Annotated in this window: 14 protein-coding genes; 3 read left to right on the top strand and 11 right to left on the bottom strand. The window is 60.0% G+C overall.

Annotated elements, in window-relative coordinates:
- Window positions 1–111 precede the first annotated feature (111 nt).
- The 5 genes from pbpG to A9G06_RS02510 all read right to left on the bottom strand — a co-directional run bounded on the left by pbpG (window position 112) and on the right by A9G06_RS02510 (window position 6198).
- On the bottom strand, window positions 112–1023 hold the full coding sequence (pbpG, locus tag A9G06_RS02490; RefSeq protein ID WP_069554171.1) for a D-alanyl-D-alanine endopeptidase: 912 nt from the start codon (window positions 1021–1023) through the stop codon (window positions 112–114).
- Window positions 1024–1282: 259 nt separating this feature from the next.
- Window positions 1283–2749 (bottom strand): glutamate/gamma-aminobutyrate family transporter YjeM, encoded by a 1467-nt coding sequence (gene yjeM, locus A9G06_RS02495; protein ID WP_069554172.1) that lies wholly within the window; start codon window positions 2747–2749, stop codon window positions 1283–1285.
- Between the two features lie 435 nt (window positions 2750–3184).
- Window positions 3185–4063: a DMT family transporter gene (locus A9G06_RS02500; protein ID WP_083243719.1), complete on the bottom strand. Its 879-nt coding sequence runs from the start codon at window positions 4061–4063 to the stop codon at window positions 3185–3187.
- 33 nt (window positions 4064–4096) lie between these two features.
- Complete coding sequence (locus A9G06_RS02505; RefSeq protein ID WP_069554173.1) at window positions 4097–5020, bottom strand: ABC transporter substrate binding protein; 924 nt, start codon at window positions 5018–5020, stop codon at window positions 4097–4099.
- A gap of 122 nt (window positions 5021–5142) precedes the next feature.
- Window positions 5143–6198, bottom strand: coding sequence for a porin (locus tag A9G06_RS02510; RefSeq protein WP_019444867.1), 1056 nt, complete (start codon window positions 6196–6198; stop codon window positions 5143–5145).
- Window positions 6199–6419: 221 nt separating this feature from the next.
- Here A9G06_RS02510 and glpX point away from each other — a divergent pair, with 221 nt between their 5' ends.
- Window positions 6420–7430, top strand: a complete 1011-nt coding sequence (glpX, locus tag A9G06_RS02515; protein WP_005336386.1) for a class II fructose-bisphosphatase — start codon at window positions 6420–6422, stop codon at window positions 7428–7430.
- A 134-nt stretch (window positions 7431–7564) separates the two neighbouring features.
- Window positions 7565–7816, top strand: coding sequence for a YkgJ family cysteine cluster protein (locus tag A9G06_RS02520; protein ID WP_069554174.1), 252 nt, complete (start codon window positions 7565–7567; stop codon window positions 7814–7816).
- A gap of 70 nt (window positions 7817–7886) precedes the next feature.
- On the opposite strand, the gene A9G06_RS02525 is transcribed toward A9G06_RS02520, so the two are convergent.
- The 4 genes from A9G06_RS02525 to hemC are packed head-to-tail and all read right to left on the bottom strand — an operon-like array spanning window position 7887 to window position 11767.
- Window positions 7887–9050 carry a heme biosynthesis HemY N-terminal domain-containing protein gene (locus A9G06_RS02525; protein WP_069554175.1) on the bottom strand — a complete coding sequence of 388 codons (1164 nt, stop codon included), beginning with the start codon at window positions 9048–9050 and terminating at the stop codon, window positions 7887–7889.
- Between the two features lie 10 nt (window positions 9051–9060).
- The gene (locus A9G06_RS02530) at window positions 9061–10110 is read right to left on the bottom strand and encodes a uroporphyrinogen-III C-methyltransferase (RefSeq protein ID WP_069554176.1); all 1050 of its coding nucleotides are present in this window, start codon (window positions 10108–10110) and stop codon (window positions 9061–9063) included.
- Window positions 10107–10841: a uroporphyrinogen-III synthase gene (locus A9G06_RS02535; RefSeq protein ID WP_069554177.1), complete on the bottom strand. Its 735-nt coding sequence runs from the start codon at window positions 10839–10841 to the stop codon at window positions 10107–10109. The genes A9G06_RS02530 and A9G06_RS02535 overlap by 4 nt, the downstream gene beginning before the upstream one ends.
- Entirely contained in the window at window positions 10838–11767 is a 930-nt protein-coding gene (gene hemC, locus A9G06_RS02540) for a hydroxymethylbilane synthase (protein WP_139126144.1), read from the bottom strand. Before hemC ends, A9G06_RS02535 begins: the two co-directional genes overlap by 4 nt.
- Window positions 11768–12090: 323 nt before the next feature.
- Between hemC and A9G06_RS02545 the strand changes: the two genes are divergently transcribed.
- Window positions 12091–14610, top strand: coding sequence for a class I adenylate cyclase (locus A9G06_RS02545; protein WP_069554179.1), 2520 nt, complete (start codon window positions 12091–12093; stop codon window positions 14608–14610).
- 64 nt (window positions 14611–14674) lie between these two features.
- Here the strand turns inward: A9G06_RS02545 and A9G06_RS02550 are convergent, their stop codons facing one another.
- Together A9G06_RS02550 and cyaY are read right to left on the bottom strand one after the other, a co-directional pair.
- A complete protein-coding gene (locus A9G06_RS02550) occupies window positions 14675–15328 on the bottom strand; it encodes an alpha/beta hydrolase (protein ID WP_069554180.1) in 654 nt (217 codons plus the stop codon).
- Window positions 15325–15639, bottom strand: a complete 315-nt coding sequence (gene cyaY / locus A9G06_RS02555) for an iron donor protein CyaY (protein ID WP_069554181.1) — start codon at window positions 15637–15639, stop codon at window positions 15325–15327. The genes A9G06_RS02550 and cyaY overlap by 4 nt, the downstream gene beginning before the upstream one ends.
- Window positions 15640–15678: the final 39 nt, after the last annotated feature.

The following is a 15678-nucleotide window of genomic DNA, read 5'->3' on the forward strand; positions in this document are numbered from 1 at the left end:
ACGGGATGGTGGAAGGTGTTACCTGTAACGGGAGCGGGCTCCCGTTTTTTGGGCGCGCTCATGCAGATAAAAAAGCGAGGCGGGCGCCTCGCTTGGTTGGGGATCTCGAGCTTACTGGTGAGTCAGCATGCTGCTCTGGTTGGCTGCCAGGGTGGTTCTGCCCGAGCTCTCCAGCCAGGTTTTGATCCGCTTGGCGTCGGCGACCCGATCGTTGGTGGTCTCGGCATTGAGCAACACCATGATCACCGGCTCACGATTGACCTTGGTGCCCAGCACCAGACAGCGGCCCGCTTCGCGGATATAGCCGGTCTTGGAGAGAGTGAACTCCCATTGCCCTTCGCGGATCAGCCGATTGGAGTTGAGGTAGTGCAGCTGACGCTTGTTGGTGCGCACATAACTCTGCTCGTCGGTGGAGTACTGGCGGATCAGCGGATAGGAGGCCGCTGCGGCGGCGAGTTTGGCGAGATCCTGCGCGGTGGAGACATTGCGCGGGTTGAGCCCTGTGCTGTCGGCGTAGCGGGTATTCCACATCCCCAGCATGCGGGCTTTGGCGTTCATCGCCTCGACAAAGGCACGCTGGCCGCCGGGATAGTGGCGGGCCAGCGCCGAGGCGGCGCGGTTTTCAGAGGACATCAGGGCGATATGGAGCATTTCGGCGCGGCTGAGTTTGGAGCCGATAGCTAGGCGCGAGCCGGTCCCCTTGATGCGGTCGATGTCGGCATTGGTCACGGTGAGCATTTCGTTGAGGCGCAGGTTGGCATCCAGCACTACCAGCGCCGTCATCAGCTTGGTGAGAGAGGCGATGGGCATTACCCGGTTGCCGTTGCGCTCGGAGATCACCTCGCCGGTTCTGTGGTTGGCCACCACGAAAGCGGCCGAGCTGAGGTTGGGCACATCCCGTCGCTCGAGAAAGCCGCTGCTGCTCTTGCTGCTGGCGGAAAAGGGGTTGGCATGGGCACTGTCCATAGTGGCCGGCAGCATTACTGCGCCAAGCAACAGGGGAAGGAGGGAACGCATCATCATGATCAGCTCTACCGGACGAAATACAGGGATATCTCGCTAAGTTATATGTCGTGAACTGGCGCTTCACAATCATTCTCACCTTGATATTGATAATTTACGGCGTTGAGCGCGCTCTGACGGCGAGGAGAGCGTAAAAGAGGTCTCCATGGAGTCGTTTTTTGCATTAAAACTATGGGCTGGCCGTGATGGCGAGCGGAAGCCAGCGCTAAAAAAATCGGGACCAGAACGGTCCCGATTGGCATGGAGCATTGCTTACCGTTTAGTGGGTATCTTCCTGCTTGATCTTGAAGCGCATGGCGATCACCACGAACAGCAGCGGGCCAATGATGGTCCAGACGCCGGTGGATATATCGCCAGAGATAAAGGGGGCGACCACGGTAAAGACGTTGCCGAAGGCGACCAGGATCAGGCTGATGATGGTAGCCAGCAGTACCGAGCCCGAGCTCTTGAAGAAGATCAGATCCTTGCCCAGCGCTGGGTTGTTGCGATAGCGATACCAGGCGTAGATGAGGAACATGTAGGGCAGGGTCATGCCGACGTTGGTCATGGTGATGATCAGCTCATAGAGGGCGGCGGCCCCTTCCGGGTTGATCAGGGTGAAGATGGATTTGGCGGCAATGAACAGACAGACCACCCAGGCTTGCACCTTGAGAGCTTCAATCCGCACGCCATTCTCGTTCTCGCGCTGGAAACGCTCCGGCCAGAAGTAGCTCGGGGTGCCGGTGATGAACTGGCGCAGCGGCGCGTAGGAGAGGGCGATAAAGGCACCCAGATAGCTCAGGAACATGCCCAATCCGGCAAAGCGCATGAATACCTGTCCCAACCACTCGCCACCCAGATGGCGCCCCAGCTCCAGCATGATGATGAAGAGGGCGGAGAGAGAGGTGATCCCCTCGGCCGGGAAGTCGCTCCAGCGCATGATGGAGCCGACCGCCAGAAAGCCGATGATGTAGCAGAGCACGATGAAGGCGCCGGAGAGGAAGATGCCGCGCTTGAGGTCGCGCTCGGGATCTTCCAGCTCGTCAGCCACCCCGGCCATCGCCTCGACCCCGCCGTAGGCGAAGATGGCGAACACCATAAAGCCGAGGAAGGGGATGATGTAGTTGAAAGCGGCATTGGGAGAGGCCGTCAGCGATGCCTGTGTGAAGGGCTCCTGCAGGGTCATGCCGCTCACCGCGAAGGTGAAGACGCCGCCGACCAGCAGCAACACGTTGAGCGCCACCACGGAGAGGCCGCCGATGGCCGCCACCTTGGCGAAGCGGGCGCTGCCCAGAGTGATGAGCTTGGTGACGGTGGCAACCAGCGCGATGGCGACCACACCCAGAATAAAGGGGCCGAAGTCGATGCCGGTGCCCAGGGTGACCGGGATGACAGTGATGTCGCGGCCAAACAGCATGAAGGAGAGGGGCACCCACATAGAGAGCGCCTTGCCAAACATCCAGATGACGTAGGAGGCAAACCACATGGTCAGACCGATAAAGGCAAATCGGGTCGAGACCGAGTGGCGCATCCAGGTAAAGATACCGCCTGCCTCTTTGCGAAAACCGGTGCCGAATTCGATCATCATCAAAATGAACGGGATGAAGAAGAACAGTCCGCCGATCACGAACATCGGAATGGCGGCATATCCCATTCGGTAAAAACCGATCCCGATATTAGTGACGCCAAATACCGATGTTAATATCATCAATATAAAGGCGCCCAACTTCAGCTTTTTTGCCGACATATTAAAAACTCCCTGATGGTGCTGGATTTAAAATAATCAAAAATTAAACAGACGAAACCGGACCCATTAATAACGCGGTAGCGCCATGCCATCCTGCTGTGGCGGGCGCGATCGGGTCATCTCTGACCGGGCTGGCTTACCCGTCAGGCGGTCAATGAATGTATGGGCGGAGCGGCATGGTCTGTGCCATGCGCGGTATTGGTCAGCGTTGCCGAAAATTAACTGTGAATGATTTTATCATTAATTCTACTGGGCAGGTAAGTTTCCCGAATGAAGCTGTGGTTGAAATAAACAGACCTGCCAGTTAATTGATACGTTGCGGATGTAAACATTTACGCCCGGGCCGACACTTATTTCCATTATTCGTATTCGGCATATTTGGCGGAGTGAATTACGCCATCCTGCCTGATAAATCCGCACCAATGGCGACAGCGCTTATCCTCCAAGCCGGGTCAGCAGCACGCCGCCGGTAATAATGGCCGCCGCCGTCAGCCGCATGCTCCCGAGCGGCTCTTTCAGCAGCCAGACCGAGAGCAGCATGGCAAACAGCACACTGCTTTCGCGCAGAGCCGCGACCACGCCAATGGGGGCTTGGGTCATGGCCCAGATAACAATCCCGTAGGCGAGCAGTGACATGGCACCCCCGGTGGCGCCAACCAGTGCATATTGACGGATCTGGCGCCATGCGTTGCGTTTCTGGTGGACGAGCAGCACCAGCAGCATCGCCAGCCCAGTGCAGGCAAAGAGCCAGAGGGTGTAGCGTACCGGTTCACCCCCTGCGCGGGCGCCGGCCCCATCCGAGAGGGTATAGGTCGCCGTGAACATGGCCGTGATCAGTGCCGCCCGAACCGCTTTGCTGTCAAGGCGCTGCTGCCCACCTCGCCAGGCCATCAGCAAGACCCCCGTGATCAGCACGCAGGCGCCGATGATGCCGCCGTAACCGGGGTAGTCCCCCAGCAGCAGGGCACTTAACGCCATGGCGAGCAGTGGGGCACTGCCACGGGCCAGCGGATAGATCTGGCCAAAATCGCCCTGATTGTAGGCATGGCTGAGAAACAGGCAGTAACCGATATGGAGCAGGACTGAGAGGCCGAGCCAGGGCAGCTCGGCAGCAGAGGGAAGCCCCATGGGCAGCAGCGCCACGGCGGCGATAAGCCCTGAGAAGATCGCCACCAGTGACACGCCCACCAGCCGCTCTTCGCCAATTTTGACCAGCGCATTCCAGCTGGCGTGAAGCAGGGCTGCCAGCAGAACGGCAAAAAAGACGGTGGTGCTCATGGGAAAGGGCTCTCGGGAGATGGGGGTCAACAGCATACCCGCCCGGAGCCTGATTGGCCGAGATCTTTATCAAGGCTTCGGCTTTTCGGGGCTCGCCTCCTGCGTGGTGGCGTTACCCAGTTGCCCCAACACCAGTTTGGGATGGGGATCGGTTTGCAGCGGTATATCCTGCAGTGCTGTTCCCTGCTGGTGGCGGTGGATGATCCCGGCGGCCATCTTGCCCAGTGCCTCGTAGCTGCTGATGGTGCCAACGCTGCAGCCGTGTTCGACGAACAGCTCGGCACTGCAGATGGTAGGGATGGCCGCTTCGTTGAGTGCATTTAGCAAACGGGGGGCGATGGAGAGCAGATAGCTGTCTGCGGCCAGAAAGACGATGTCGTTTTTGGCATCCTGTTGCAGCCGCTTCAGTTCGTTGTCCAGCCGCCGTGGGTCAGGGGCCATTCGCCAGGTGACCATCTGCCACTGATAGCGTTTCGCTTCATTGAGCAACATATCGGCTACCAGCAGGGTGTTCTGCTCGCGGGGGTTGAAGGGTAGCAGCAGCCGTTTTCCGGTGGCCAGATGCTCGCTGGCATTGGCCAGTTGCAGCGCCATCGGCACCATGTTGCTTACCCCGGCTACCATGCTGTTCTGGGTTTTGTCTTCCGAGAGGATGTCTGCCCCGACCGGATCGGAGACCACATTGAAAATCAGAGGTTTGCGGTTGGCCACCAGACTCTTGGTCATGGTGGTGGCGGTGGTGCCAAAGGTGTAGATGTAGTCGTATTCGGCCAGTTTCGGCAGCATCTGCTGGCGCAGCATGGTTGCCAGCGCCGTACGATCCTGATCGGCGTTATAGGTGGTGATGGTGGCCTGATAACCAAGGCGGGTCAGCTCTGCCCGAAAGCCCGCTTCGGCGGCGGTTTCACCGCGCCACAGCACCATGGCGATAGAGAGGGCGTGAGCCGGCAGGGACAGCAACAACAGTAGTGTGACAAGCAGTTGACCCCTCATTTTTTCACCTCACGTGCAGACCCTTGTCTGATGAGCCTAGGCCACTTTCTCCGGTCGTGAACGACGCCCAGCAAAAAGCGCGATGGCAAGCCATCGCGCTTTGGGGATCCGCAAAACCTCGATTAGAAGTCGTAGCGGGCAGCCAGCTGGAAGTCATCCTTGACGTTGAGCTTGCCGCTCTCCTTGCTGTCCAGATTGTTGATGCGGTACTCGCCAATCACCCGCAGGTTCTTGTTGAATTTGTACTGGGCACCCAGGGTGTAGTAATCCACGTTGTCTTTCTTGATGCCAGCCTTGTCCTGCTCCTGTTTGTTCCACAGGGCCATCAGACCGAAGCCGTTCTCGAAGTTGTAGCCCAGCGCGGCTTCCCAACCGGTGTGATCAGTGCCGGTCGCCAGGAAGTCGCTGCCATCGGCATAGCTCAGGGCTGCGTAGGCGGCCTTGTTGTCGAACTTGGCGGAGATCAGCCACAGCTTGGCATCTTCTTCACCGCTCTTGTCGCGGATACCGACGTTGTACGCGGTACCCAGTGACAGGTTGAACGGGAAGGTATAGGCCACGGCAGCACCGTAGGCGGCGTCGCTATCCTTGCTGGTGGTCTCTTCGGTGTCACCACCGTCGAACTTGTAGCTGGTGTCGAGCTGGAAGCCATTGAACAGGCCGGAGTATTTCAGCACGGAACCGGCGCGGTTGGTGGCGAAGGTATCGGTCTTGGCGCCCAGCGCTTCGTTGCCGTAGCCGTCGGAGAGGGAGACATCAGTCCAGTCGGCCAGGAAACCCGGGGCCCCTTTCTGGCGACCGAAGGTCACGGTGCCCCAGTCAGCGCCGACACCGGCGAACGCCAGACGGGTGCGCAGGTTGTCGGAGTTCTCGCTGATGGTCTTCTCGCTGTCATTGATATACATCTGTACTTCGTACTGAGCCAGAGCCTTCAGGCCGCTCTGGATCTGGGTCTCGGCCTTGGCGCCGAAACGGACAAACTGGTTGGCTCCCTGTTTGTCGCTGTATTCGCTTTTCGGTTTGCCGCTGGCATCCAGTTCCTTCTTGTCACCAAAGAAGTGGCCAGCGTAGATACGGCCATAGAGATCCAGCATGGAGGTGTCATTTTTGTACACTTCAACGGCTTGAGCCTGGAAGGCTGCGGTGAGAGCCAGTGCCACTACAGTCAGCTTTTTCATCTTAATCCCTTGTGGTGTTGCAAGCTTTTGTTTTGAAAACGGGGTCATGCTAGGCAGCGGGGATGACAGCGGGGTGACAGTTGGATGAAGAGTCGATGGCAATTGGGTTGCAATTGGATGAATTGGCTACATTCTTGCTCGCAGCGGCTACTTTTGTGCGCAAAGGTTTGCCCTTGTGGTAGAATGCCGCCCGTTTTCGAGCTCCATAGGTTGGATATGCGATGAGACGTGAACTGGCAATCGAGTTTTCCCGAGTGACGGAAGCGGCTGCACTGGCTGGCTACAAGTGGCTCGGACGTGGTGACAAGAATATCGCTGATGGGGCGGCCGTAGCGGCCATGCGCCACATTCTCAACCAGATCGAGATCGATGGTGAGATTGTGATCGGCGAAGGTGAAATTGATGAAGCGCCGATGCTCTATATCGGCGAGAAGGTCGGTACCGGACACGGCGACGCGGTGGATATCGCGGTCGATCCCATCGAGGGTACCCGCATGACTGCTATGGGTCAGGCCAATGCGCTGGCCGTGCTGGCGGTGGGCGACAAGGGTTCTTTCCTGAAAGCGCCTGATATGTACATGGAAAAGCTGATCGTCGGGCCCAAGGCCAAAGGCGCCATCGACCTGGATCAGGCTCTCGAGCTGAACCTGAAGTCCGTGGCCAAGGCGCTGGGCAAGCCGCTCTCCCGTCTGACCGTCATTACCCTGGCCAAGCCGCGTCATGACAAGGCAATCAAGGAGATGCAGGGTCTGGGCGTGCGGGTGTTCGCCATTCCCGATGGTGACGTTGCCGCCTCCATCCTCACCTGTCTGCCGGACAGCGAAGTCGACATGCTGTATGGCATCGGCGGCGCACCGGAAGGGGTGATCTCCGCGGCGGTGATCCGCGCGCTGGACGGTGACATGCAGGCCCGTTTGGTGCCGCGTCACCGCGTCAAGGGCGACAGCCCGGAAGTGCGTGCGCTGGGCGAGCAGGAAATTGCCCGCTGCGAAGCGCTGGGCATCGATGTCAACAAGGTGCTCAAGCTGGAAGACATGGCGAAGAATGACAACGTCATCTTCTCCGCCACCGGTATCACCAAGGGTGATCTGCTTGACGGCATCACCAGCGATGGCGTGATGGCGACCACCGAGACCCTGCTGATCCGTGGCAAGTCGCGCACAATCCGCCGTATCAAGTCGATCCATTATCTGGAACGCAAAGACAGCGTGGTTCGCGACATCATCCTGTGATGATGGCTCGCTGAACCGGCTGTGTTGTCTGAAGCCCGATCGCCCGTGCGGTCGGGCTTTTTGTTGTGCGCCAGCTACGTTTGTGCCGCCGCTTCGGCTATGGTGGCTCAGACTGTCCCAAAGGAGTGGAGTCTATGGAGTGTCGTAGCGGCTGCGCTGCCTGTTGCATCGCCCCCAGTATCAGCAGTGCCATTCCCGGTATGCCAGATGGCAAACCGGCTGGCGTCCCCTGTATCCAGCTCGATAGCGCCCTTGGCTGCAAGATCTTCGGTCAACCAGAGCGGCCAGCGGTGTGCGGCGGTTTTCTCCCCATGATGGATGTGTGTGGCAGCCACCGTGCCGAGGCCATCTGGCTGATCGGCGAGCTGGAGCGGCTCACCACCTGACGAGGGCAGGGCGAAGAGATAAAAAAAGAGGCCGCATCATGCGGCCTCTCGCGTTTCTGTTCGCCGGGGATCAGATCCCCGCCAGTTCCAGTGCTTGACGATAGTACTCGTTGGCCTTGTTGGTAAGGCGGCGCTTGTCCATCAGCTGGCCGAGAGCGTGATAGGCGGCGGCGCTCGGCGCCCGCTCCACCTCCTGTTCCAGCAGCTTCTGGGCATCGTCCAGTTGACCTGCCAGCAGATAGAGCTGGGCCAGTGCGGTGTCCACCTCCGGTTGCCCCTGCTGTTTTTGCAGCAGTGCCAGCAGCGGCTGGTAACTGTCGAGTTTCAGCTTGGGCAGGCGAGCCAGCAACTGGGGCATCGGCTGTTTGCGCAGCGCCTCCTGCCACAGGGTGGCAGCCTCGCTGTCAGCACCCAGCTGGCGCAGCAGATCGCCGTAGCAGGCCAGCAGCTCTGGCTCGAGGCGCAGCTTGCGCGGCAGATCCTGCCACACGGCTTTGAGGGTCTCGAGGCTGCCGGCAGCCTGTTGCAGACGACCACACCAAGCCTGTTGCAGCAGATCTTCTTCCTGTTTCGGGGTCAGCTTGCCCACCTTGTGCAGGCTGGGGATCAGGTCGCACAGGGCGCTCCAGTCCTGACGGGCCAGATGCACCTGACGCAGCTGATCCAGCACCATGGGGTGGCGCGGGTTGAGGGCGTAGACCGACTCCAGCATCGCCAGCGCGGTATCGTACTGGCCCTGCTCGATCTGCAGCTGGGTCTGGGTCAGGGTGAGCGCCAGCTCGGCTTTGGGGTTTTCCTCCTGCGCTTTTTGCAGGTATTGATCCCGGCGGGCATCGTCACCACGGGCCTGTGCCGCCTTGGCGGCGCTCAGGTAGTTGAGCAGCGGGGTGTCGCTGTTGCTGGCCCCCTTGATCATCAGCTTTTCAGCCTGACTGTAGTGCCCTTCGGCCATCGCCAAGGTGGCGGCAACGGTCTGTTGATTGGCCTTGCGGCGGCGGCGCGAGCCGTACCAGCCGAGGGTCTTGCGGCGTAGGCCGAATACCCGTCCCAGCAGCCACTCGACGATCAGCAGGGCACCGTAGAACAGCACGGCCAGGATCACCGCGCTGGTGACGGAGGATTCGATGGTGTAATTGCCAAGGGCAATCAGCACATAGCCCTTGTTGCCGGAGGCTTGCGGGCCAAAGATCAGCCCTGCGACCATCACGGCGACCAGAATGATTATACGGATCATGGTGCCCTCCTCAGCTGCTGGCCAGAATGCGTTGCAGGCGTTCGGTCAGCACCTGCTCCAGCATGGCCTGGGTCTTGAACTGGGCCGGATAGTCGATCTGGATCTGCTCACCCTTGAGCTTGTCGATCTCGCCCTGCATGTAGCGGGTGGCGCTGTTGTCGGTGTCGAAATACTGGGTCAGCCAGCGTTGGGCCTTGTCCAGGCTGTCTTCGTAGAGCGCCTGCTGCTCGCGATAGACGGAGAGCTGGGCCTGCAACAGCTTGGTCTTGAGGTTTTCACGCAGGAAGATCTCCTGCTGTGGCGAGAGCAGCGCCTCGACCGCGCCATCGCGGCGACGGATGGTGACGAAGTTCTCGGTGAACTTGACCCAGTTCTTCTTCAGGTTGCTCTCCCACTCGTCGGGATTGGCGCTGACCGCCTGATCCGGCTCGGCCTTGGCTTCCGGCATGCTGACGGTGGAGAGGGGCAGCAGCTCGATCTGGTCGGAGAGCGCAGCCAGTTTGAGGGTCAGCCCCTCGCGGTCGATGCGCGGCATCCCCTTGAGCTTGGCGATATCCTCGGCCAGCGCCTTGCGGATCGGCATCAGGCTGGGGTCGTTGAGGGCGGCGATCCGCTCGTCGGCATTGCCGAGCAAGGTGATGGCGGAGACGAGGTCATGCTCCAGCCAGAGCTTGCGGCCCGCCATTCGTACCAGATATTCGGATTCGGCCAGCATCCAGTCGTTGGGGCGCTTGTCATTCAGATCCAGTACCCGGTTCTGCAGACCCTGCATCTCCCCTTGCAGTCGCTGCTGGGTTTGATCCAGCGCGGCCAGCTGCTCGGCATCCTTGCTGCTGGTCTGGTCGATCTTGCTCAGGGCGCTCGCCAGCTGCTGCTTGAGCTGGGCCAGTTCGGCCTGCTGGGCTACTGCATTCTTGTGACCGTGCAGATAGAGACCGCCGGTCAGGCCAAGGGCCAGCAGGATGGCGACCCCTCCCAGTACGGCACCGGAGCGGTTCTTGCTGCCATTGACCACAGCGGTCGGCTGGGGTTTGACCTGGGATTCTTGTTGTTCTGTCATTCCATCTTCCTCAGTTCCAGTGCGGCCGTCAGGGCCTGGTTGGATGCACCTTGGGCAATCGTGATATGGATAAAGCCCGCTGTACTGGCCATCTCGGCCACGCGCGGGCTGGGGACCACCAGCAGGCGGTCAAAAAGCCAGGGCCGCTGGTGGTCGGGAACCAGCTCCAGCAGCCGTTGCAGCAGTTCACCACTGGTAATGAGCAGGCTGTCCAGCCCCGCTGCCTGCCAGTGGTGGGTCAATCTGTCCCCGTCTAGCTCGGGGTAGTGGCGCTCATAGGCCGCACAATAGTGCACCAGAGCACCGCGTGAGGCCAGCGTGCTGGCGATGAGATCCCGCCCGCCATTGCCGCGCAGGATCAGTACCCGTTTGCCAGCTACCTGCTGCAGGGCGGGCAGGGCCAGCAGCCCTTCGCTGCGCGGGTCATCCGGGCAGATCGCCGCGATGCCGATGGCGGCAAAGGCATCTGCGCTGGCCTGACCCACCGCAAAGTACTCAATATGTGGCCAGGTCTGACCAGTTTGCAACAGAAAAGCGTGTGCAAAATGAACGGCATGGATGCTGACGGCGATCACCACGTCGGCACTGCGCAACAGGTCGGGCAGGAGAGGGAGTTCGCTGCCCGCCACGGTTTCCAGCAGCGGGCAGCAGAGTGGTGCATGACCGTGCTGGCGCAGCAACTGCTCCAGCTCGGCGGCCTGGGCGGCCGGACGCACCACCAGCGGGGTCATGCGCGGTAGACCTCGGCCAGGATCTCGTCGGCACCGGCGGCCAGCAGGCGCTGGGCCAGTTGCTCGCCGAGGGCCTCACCATCGGCCAGCGGGCCGCGGATCTCGTCGCGGATCACCTGGCTGCCATCCGGGCTACCCACCAGACCGCGCAGCCAGATCTGCTCGCCTTCGACCAGTGCGTAGGCACCGATAGGCACCTGACATCCCCCTTGCAGGGCGCGATTCATGGCTCGCTCGGTCAACACCCGGGCGCGGGTCTCGGCGTGCTCAAGCGGCGCCAGCAGAGCGTGCAGCTCAACATCATCGAGGCGGCATTCGATGCCGACGGCGCCCTGACCGTTGGCGGGCAGGCTATGTTCCGGCTCGATAAAGGCGGTGATGCGGTGCGCCATCTCCAGTCGTTTCAGACCGGCGGCGGCGAGGATAATGGCGTCGTACTCACCGGCATCCAGCTTGGCGAGGCGAGTGTTGACGTTGCCACGCAGGTCGCGGATCACCAGATCCGGGCGGGCGGCGCGCAGCTGGCACTGACGACGGAGACTGGAGGTGCCGACTACGGCCCCTTGCGGCAGTTCGGCAATAACCTTGAAGCGGTTGGAGACGAAGGCATCGCGGGGATCTTCCCGCTCGCAGATGGTGTGCAGGCCGAGCCCCTCGGGGAACTCCACCGGCACATCTTTCATGGAGTGAACGGCGATATCGGCCCGCCCTTCCAGCATGGCGGTCTCCAGCTCCTTGACGAACAACCCCTTGCCACCGACCTTGGCCAGCGGGGTATCGAGGATCTTGTCACCCTGAGTGCTCATGGGCACCAGTTCGACCTGCAACTGCGGGTGCAGGGCTTCGAGCCGGTCTTTGACAAAGTTGGCCTGCCACAGGGCCAGCGGGCTCTTGCGAGTGGCAATTTTCAGGGTTCGGGCTGCCATATCAATCAGTTGTTTCATTTTTAGAAGGAAATCGATATTACCACCCTTTGCCCGGGCTTTCATGGCGGAGCCGGCAAAAGCGGGGCCAAGCTCAAAAATGCATGCTGAAAATGATTTTCATTAAGCAAGTGGTGTTGATTAATTCATTGAATGTATTGGAATTTAATGATTTCCCCTGATACTTTATGTGGTCATACCAGAAATAATCTGACGTTTAGCTGAAGGCTTGTTTACCACCGCTGTTTGCATTGTTAACATGATCACACTTTTTTGACGTATCCCCCTTTTGGTGCGTCATTTTCACTTAGGTGATAGGCAGGGCATTGCAGGAACACATCGATACGCTGGTTGCGCGTTATGACGACATTACCTGTCTCAAGACGCAACGGGCGTTAGGCCTCATGAGTCGCTATGGGCAGCAGGTATTCCAACTGCTGCCTGTCATGCTGCACTTCAATCATCCCCTGCTGCCCGGTTATGTCTCCGGTGATGTCCCTCATGGCATCTGGAGCTTCAGCGCCACCGCCGAGCAGCAAGCCTTTATCGATGACCTCTGCCGCAACGCCAACTGTCAGAGCGGTCTGGCAACCCATGATCGAGCCATTCAGGGGCTCTACTCCATGGGTAGCACCTCCTCCATCGGTCAATGCTGTCACTCCGATCTCGATATCTGGGTCTGCCACGTGGCCGGTTTGTCGCAGGAGCGGCTCGATCTGCTGGAGCTGAAATGCCAGCAACTCTCCAAGTGGGCCGAACAGCGCGGGGTCGATCTCAACTTCTTCCTGATCCCGGAAGACAAGTTCCGCCAGACCAACGATGCCCAGATGCAGGGGGAGAGCTGCGGCAGTGCGCAGCACTTGCTGCTGCTCGACGAGTTCTACCGCAGTGCCATGCGTATCGCGGGCAAACGCTTGATCTGGTATCTGGTGCCCACCGAGTGTGATGATCACTACGATGCGTATGTGAACGAGCTGTTCGAGAGCGGCAAGCTCAAGCAGGAAGACTGGCTCGATCTCGGCAGTTTTGACCGTATTCCGGCCGAAGAGTATTTCGGCTCCGCCCTGTGGCAGCTCTACAAGGGGATCGACTCCCCCTACAAGGCGGTGCTCAAGTCGGTACTGATGGAAGCCTACTCCCACGAGTATCCCAACACCCGCCTGCTGTCGATGATTGGTCGCGACTGGTTCCAGCACAATGAGGGGATGCACTATCGGCTCGACAACTACTGTCTGATGCTGGACAAGGTGACCAACTACCTCAAGTCCATCGGCGACATGGCGCGGCTCGATCTGGTGCGCCGCTGCTTCTACCTCAAGGTGTGCGACGGTCTCAGCCATCCCAAGGATGATCACTCCCCCGAGTGGCGTCGCGAGCAGATGAGCCAGCTGGTCTCCTACTGGGGCTGGAGTCAGGACAAGCTCTATCAGCTCGATCATCGCCACGAGTGGAAGATCGAAGAGGTGAAGATCGCGCACGCCGAGCTGCTGGAAGCCCTAATGCAGAGCTACCGCAACCTGATCCAGTTCGCCCGCCGCAACAACATCAGCGAGTCGATCAACCCGGAAGATATCGGCATTCTGTCGCGCAAGCTCTACGCCGCGTTCGAGAGCCTGCCGGGCAAGGTGCAGCGTATCAACCTCAAGATCGCGCCTGATCTCAGCGAGCCGGATCTCAGCTTCGTGCAGGTGCCTCACGGTCGCCTCAACCGCGCCGGCTGGTATCTCTACAAACATTCGCTGGAGCCGGTGGACATCATTGGCCGCGCGCCGCTGGAGTTCAATGGCTACATCAGCAAGCTGGTCTCCTGGGCCTACTTCAACGATCTGTTGACCCCCCAGTCGCGGGTGCACCTGTTCAATCAGGGTTCGGATCTGCACATCGACAATCTGCACCAGTTCTGCCGCGATCTCTCCGGCTGCTTCCCCGAAAAGTACCCGCTGGCCACCAACCTGGCCCTCAGCCGACCATGCGAGATCCGTCAGCTCTCCATCTTCCTCAATCTGGAGATGGACCCGACCAGCCATTGGGTCGGTCAGGTGATCGAATTTGACGCCAATACCGTGGATGTCTTCTCGTTCGGTCGCAATCAGGAGTGTCTGGTCGGTTCGGTGGATCTGGTCTATCGCAACTCCTGGAGCGAGATTCGTACCCTGCACTTCCAGGGGGATGAAGCCGTGGTCGATGCCCTCACCACCATCCTCGGCAAGATGCATCAGGATGCCGCCGCCCCCGAGATGATCGAGGTGTTCTGCTACAGCCAGCACTTCCGCTCTCTGGTGCGCTCCCGCTTCCAGACCCTGGTGGCGGAGTGTATCGACCTGCGCCTTGCCCGCGACAAGCAGCAGCTGGTCAAGACCATGGCCCTTGGCCGCGAGAAGTACGGCATCTTCTTCGAGCGGCGCGGGGTGTCGGTGAAGAAGCTGGAAAACGCCATCGATTTTTACCGTCACATCTCCCACAACAAGCTGGATCACCTGCCGCTGCGGCTCGACAAGACCCACAGCCAGCATCTGCCGAGCATCGTCGATGCCTACGCCAGCGAAGGATTGGTGCAGTTCTTCTTCGATACCCGTGATGCGGGCACCAACATCTATATCCTCGATGAGGCGAACCGGGTGGAGATCTACCAGCACTTTGCCGGCAACAAGGATGAGCTGGTGGCAGGGGTCAACCGCTTCTACACCTCCAATCACGAGCGGTTCAGCGATGATGGGCAGTTCATCAACTTCAACCTGCCGCAGTACTACGAGATAGTACAAGTGAATGGCGAGCTGGATGTGATCCCCTATCGCAGTCAGGGCACTCTGCGCGAACAGGTGCCGCCCACTCGGGAAGTGGGTTGATCCGCCAGTTGGAATCGCCATAAAAAACGGCCTGCAGATGCAGGCCGTTTGCTTTTGCGGTTGTTCAGGCGCCGAGACGGGCCAGCAGCCAGCTGCGAATGTCGCCGAGTTGTGGACGGCAGATCTCGTGGCGCATCGGGTACTCGTGCCACTCGGGGGCGAGTCCGGCGCTTTCCAGCCGGTTCTTGGCATCCCAACCGAGCGACAGGCTCACCACATCGTCATAGATGCCGTGCATGTAGCAGATGGGCAGGGTGCGAGCAGCCTCGCTCATCTCGCCAAGCAATTTGTCGGGGGTTGCCAGATAGGTGGACATGCAGAGCAGGCCCGCCAGCTGTGCCTGATAGCGCAGCGCGGTGAAGGAGGCAATCACCCCGCCCTGAGAGAAGCCCGCCAGCACGATATGCTCGGGGGCAAACCCGTCGGCCACCAGCTGATCGAGCAGGGCGGCAATCTGGTCGGCCGATTCACGGACATGGGACTCCACGGCCCGCTCGGCGGGATCCTCGAAGCTCTTGATGTCGTACCAGCCGCGCATCTTGTAGCCCATGTTGATGGTGATGGGGCGCTCGGGGGCATCCGGAAGCAGGTGACGCACCGGTAGCTCGGTGGGCAGATCCAGCGCATCCACCAGCGGGGCGAGACCGGCGCCGGAATCACCCAGCCCATGCAGCCAGATCACCGCATGACGGGCGCCCTGCGGGTGCAGGTCAATCATGGGAACACCACCTCTTCGCCCGCCTGGGCGGTGCAGGATTGGCTCAGCAGCGCCTTGAGCTCGTGGCCGAAGCGGTTGTCGATCCAGGTGTCACCCTGCAGTTCGAAGTGGAAGCCGTTCTCGCGGGTGGCGACCCAAATCTGGTGCAGCGGCTCCTGCTTGTTGATGATGACCTTGGTCTTGTTCTCGAAAGAGAGGGTCAATACGCCGCCGTTGCGTTCGCAGTCGATATCCGGATACCCCTCGTCGAGCGTGTCTTCCACATATTGGAAAAAGGCGTCGGTCAGGGCGTGATACTCGTGATCCTTCATCGGTTTATCCTGTTGCTTTTAACAATGTGAGTGCGATTA

Source organism: Aeromonas sp. DNP9, from assembly GCF_001728955.1.
GTDB classification, from domain to species: Bacteria; Pseudomonadota; Gammaproteobacteria; order Enterobacterales; family Aeromonadaceae; genus Aeromonas; species Aeromonas veronii.

What these genes read in the sequence shown, in the direction of transcription:
- pbpG (WP_069554171.1), bottom strand. Translation starts at nt 1,023, where the DNA reads ATGATGATGCGTTCCCTCCTTCCCCTGTTGCTTGGCGCAGTAATGCTG.
- yjeM (WP_069554172.1), bottom strand. Translation starts at nt 2,749, where the DNA reads ATGTCGGCAAAAAAGCTGAAGTTGGGCGCCTTTATATTGATGATATTA.
- A9G06_RS02500 (WP_083243719.1), bottom strand. Translation starts at nt 4,063, where the DNA reads ATGCTGTTGACCCCCATCTCCCGAGAGCCCTTTCCCATGAGCACCACC.
- A9G06_RS02505 (WP_069554173.1), bottom strand. Translation starts at nt 5,020, where the DNA reads ATGAGGGGTCAACTGCTTGTCACACTACTGTTGTTGCTGTCCCTGCCG.
- A9G06_RS02510 (WP_019444867.1), bottom strand. Translation starts at nt 6,198, where the DNA reads ATGAAAAAGCTGACTGTAGTGGCACTGGCTCTCACCGCAGCCTTCCAG.
- glpX (WP_005336386.1), top strand. Translation starts at nt 6,420, where the DNA reads ATGAGACGTGAACTGGCAATCGAGTTTTCCCGAGTGACGGAAGCGGCT.
- A9G06_RS02520 (WP_069554174.1), top strand. Translation starts at nt 7,565, where the DNA reads ATGGAGTGTCGTAGCGGCTGCGCTGCCTGTTGCATCGCCCCCAGTATC.
- A9G06_RS02525 (WP_069554175.1), bottom strand. Translation starts at nt 9,050, where the DNA reads ATGATCCGTATAATCATTCTGGTCGCCGTGATGGTCGCAGGGCTGATC.
- A9G06_RS02530 (WP_069554176.1), bottom strand. Translation starts at nt 10,110, where the DNA reads ATGACAGAACAACAAGAATCCCAGGTCAAACCCCAGCCGACCGCTGTG.
- A9G06_RS02535 (WP_069554177.1), bottom strand. Translation starts at nt 10,841, where the DNA reads ATGACCCCGCTGGTGGTGCGTCCGGCCGCCCAGGCCGCCGAGCTGGAG.
- hemC (WP_139126144.1), bottom strand. Translation starts at nt 11,767, where the DNA reads ATGGCAGCCCGAACCCTGAAAATTGCCACTCGCAAGAGCCCGCTGGCC.
- A9G06_RS02550 (WP_069554180.1), bottom strand. Translation starts at nt 15,328, where the DNA reads ATGATTGACCTGCACCCGCAGGGCGCCCGTCATGCGGTGATCTGGCTG.
- cyaY (WP_069554181.1), bottom strand. Translation starts at nt 15,639, where the DNA reads ATGAAGGATCACGAGTATCACGCCCTGACCGACGCCTTTTTCCAATAT.